Raw genomic sequence first — 3,167 nt, 5'->3', positions numbered from 1 at the left:
TCGTGGTGCGCTGGACTGCTCAGGTGTTAAAGACCGTAAGCAGGCTCGCTCCAAGTACGGCGTGAAGCGTCCTAAGGCTTAATGGTTCTCCGTTAAGTAAGGCCAAACTGATTTATCTTAATGTCACACTAAACTCTTTGAGTTTTGGACAATCCTGAATTAACAACGGAGTATTCCCATGCCACGTCGTCGCGTCATTGGTCAGCGTAAAATTCTTCCAGATCCGAAATTCGGATCAGAACTGCTGGCAAAATTTGTAAATATCCTGATGGTAGATGGTAAAAAATCTACTGCAGAAGCAATCGTATACAGCGCGCTTGAGACCCTGGCTCAGCGTTCTGGTAAAAATGAACTGGAAGCTTTCGAAGTCGCTCTCGACAACGTTCGCCCAACTGTAGAAGTTAAGTCCCGCCGCGTTGGTGGTTCTACTTATCAGGTTCCAGTTGAAGTTCGTCCGGTTCGTCGTAATGCCCTGGCAATGCGTTGGATCGTTGAAGCTGCTCGTAAACGCGGTGATAAATCCATGGCTCTGCGTCTGGCGAACGAACTTTCTGATGCTGCAGACAACAAAGGTACTGCAGTTAAGAAACGTGAAGACGTTCACCGTATGGCAGAAGCCAACAAGGCGTTCGCACACTACCGTTGGTAATCCCTTCGGAGTCTTAGTCACCAGGCGGGCGCTTCAGAGAAGCCGCCCGCTCTGGGTAACTTAACTGAACGCCTAAAGATATAAACGAGGAATCAAATGGCTCGTACAACACCCATCGCACGCTACCGTAACATCGGTATCAGTGCGCACATCGACGCCGGTAAAACCACTACTACCGAACGTATTCTGTTCTACACCGGTGTAAACCACAAAATCGGTGAAGTTCATGACGGCGCAGCCACCATGGACTGGATGGAACAGGAGCAGGAGCGTGGTATCACTATCACCTCCGCAGCGACTACTGCATTCTGGTCAGGTATGGCTAAGCAGTACGAACCGCATCGCGTAAACATCATCGACACCCCAGGGCACGTTGACTTCACCATCGAAGTAGAACGTTCCATGCGTGTGCTTGACGGCGCGGTAATGGTTTATTGCGCAGTTGGTGGTGTTCAGCCACAGTCTGAAACCGTATGGCGTCAGGCGAACAAATATAAAGTTCCACGCATCGCGTTCGTTAACAAAATGGACCGTATGGGTGCTAACTTCCTGAAAGTTGTTGGCCAGATCAAAACCCGTCTGGGCGCGAACCCTGTTCCGCTGCAGCTGGCAATTGGTGCTGAAGAAGGCTTCACCGGCGTTATCGACCTGGTGAAAATGAAAGCCATCAACTGGAACGATGCAGACCAGGGCGTTACCTTCGAATACGAAGATATCCCAGCTGCAATGCAGGACCTGGCTGACGAATGGCACCAGAACCTGATCGAATCCGCTGCTGAAGCTTCTGAAGAGCTGATGGAGAAATACCTGGGTGGTGAAGAACTGACTGAAGAAGAGATCAAAAAAGCTCTGCGTCAGCGCGTTCTGAACAACGAAATCATCCTGGTAACCTGTGGTTCTGCGTTCAAGAACAAAGGTGTTCAGGCGATGCTGGATGCGGTAGTTGACTACCTGCCATCCCCGGTTGACGTTCCTGCGATCAACGGCATCCTGGACGACGGTAAAGATACTCCGGCTGAGCGTCACGCAAGCGACGAAGAGCCATTCTCTGCACTGGCGTTCAAAATTGCTACCGACCCATTCGTGGGTAACCTGACCTTCTTCCGCGTTTATTCTGGTGTGGTTAACTCCGGTGACACCATCCTGAACTCCGTGAAAGCGGCGCGTGAGCGTTTTGGCCGTATCGTACAGATGCACGCTAACAAACGTGAAGAGATCAAAGAAGTTCGTGCGGGCGACATCGCTGCAGCTATCGGTCTGAAAGACGTGACCACTGGTGACACCCTGTGTGACCCGGATCACCCGATCATTCTGGAGCGTATGGAATTCCCTGAGCCGGTAATCTCCATCGCAGTTGAACCAAAAACCAAAGCTGACCAGGAAAAAATGGGTCTGGCTCTGGGCCGTCTGGCGAAAGAAGACCCATCATTCCGCGTATGGACTGATGAAGAATCTAACCAGACCATCATCGCTGGTATGGGTGAACTGCACCTGGACATCATCGTTGACCGTATGAAGCGTGAATTCAACGTTGAAGCGAACGTGGGTAAACCTCAGGTTGCTTACCGCGAAGCGATTCGCGCGAAAGTTACCGACATTGAAGGTAAACACGCTAAGCAGTCTGGTGGTCGCGGTCAGTACGGTCACGTTGTGATCGACATGTACCCACTGGAGCCGGGCTCTAACCCGAAAGGTTACGAGTTCATCAACGACATCAAAGGTGGTGTAATTCCTGGCGAATACATCCCTGCCGTTGATAAAGGCATCCAGGAACAGCTGAAAGCGGGCCCTCTGGCTGGCTATCCGGTTGTTGACATGGGTGTTCGTCTGCACTTCGGTTCTTACCACGACGTTGACTCCTCTGAACTGGCGTTTAAACTGGCTGCGTCTATTGCCTTTAAAGAAGGCTTTAAGAAAGCAAAACCAGTTCTGCTTGAGCCAATCATGAAGGTTGAAGTAGAAACTCCTGAAGAGAACACCGGTGACGTTATCGGTGACTTGAGCCGTCGTCGCGGTATGCTGCGTGGTCAGGAATCCGAAGTAACTGGCGTTAAGATCCACGCTGAAGTTCCGCTGTCTGAAATGTTCGGATATGCGACTCAGCTGCGTTCTCTGACCAAAGGTCGTGCATCATACACCATGGAATTCCTGAAGTATGATGATGCGCCTAACAACGTTGCTCAGGCCGTTATTGAAGCCCGTGGTAAGTAATCCACAGGATTAAAACCTAAGTCCCGTGCTCTCTCCAGAGGGGAGAGCACTATAGTAAGGAATATAGCCGTGTCTAAAGAAAAATTTGAACGTACAAAACCGCACGTCAACGTTGGTACTATCGGCCACGTTGACCATGGTAAAACTACCCTGACTGCTGCAATCACTACCGTTCTGGCTAAAACCTACGGTGGTTCTGCTCGTGCATTCGACCAGATCGATAACGCACCAGAAGAAAAAGCTCGTGGTATCACCATCAACACCTCTCACGTTGAGTACGACACCCCGACTCGCCACTACGCACACG

Annotated in this window: 3 protein-coding genes and 1 pseudogene; all 4 read left to right on the top strand. The window is 50.7% G+C overall.

Features of this window, described 5'->3' with window-relative positions:
• Positions 1-82: pseudogene (gene rpsL, locus ACWYRJ_RS20900) on the top strand (30S ribosomal protein S12); the annotation flags it as partial.
• A 96-nt stretch (positions 83-178) separates the two neighbouring features.
• Complete coding sequence (gene rpsG / locus ACWYRJ_RS20895; RefSeq protein ID WP_004106370.1) at positions 179-649, top strand: 30S ribosomal protein S7; 471 nt, start codon at positions 179-181, stop codon at positions 647-649.
• A gap of 96 nt (positions 650-745) precedes the next feature.
• Positions 746-2,860, top strand: a complete 2,115-nt coding sequence (gene fusA / locus ACWYRJ_RS20890; RefSeq protein ID WP_008503004.1) for an elongation factor G — start codon at positions 746-748, stop codon at positions 2,858-2,860.
• Positions 2,861-2,929: 69 nt separating this feature from the next.
• A partial coding sequence (locus tag ACWYRJ_RS20885; RefSeq protein ID WP_044784603.1) for a GTP-binding protein occupies positions 2,930-3,167 on the top strand: 238 nt, incomplete at its 3' end.

The organism is Enterobacter sp. (assembly GCF_977039595.1).
The sequence above is the reverse complement of the archived record's forward strand: the minus strand, read 5'-3'. Positions and strand labels throughout refer to the sequence as shown.

Bases quoted from the DNA above. Each gene is read 5' to 3' on its own strand.
- rpsG (WP_004106370.1), top strand. From the start codon at position 179: ATGCCACGTCGTCGCGTCATTGGTCAGCGTAAAATTCTTCCAGATCCG.
- fusA (WP_008503004.1), top strand. From the start codon at position 746: ATGGCTCGTACAACACCCATCGCACGCTACCGTAACATCGGTATCAGT.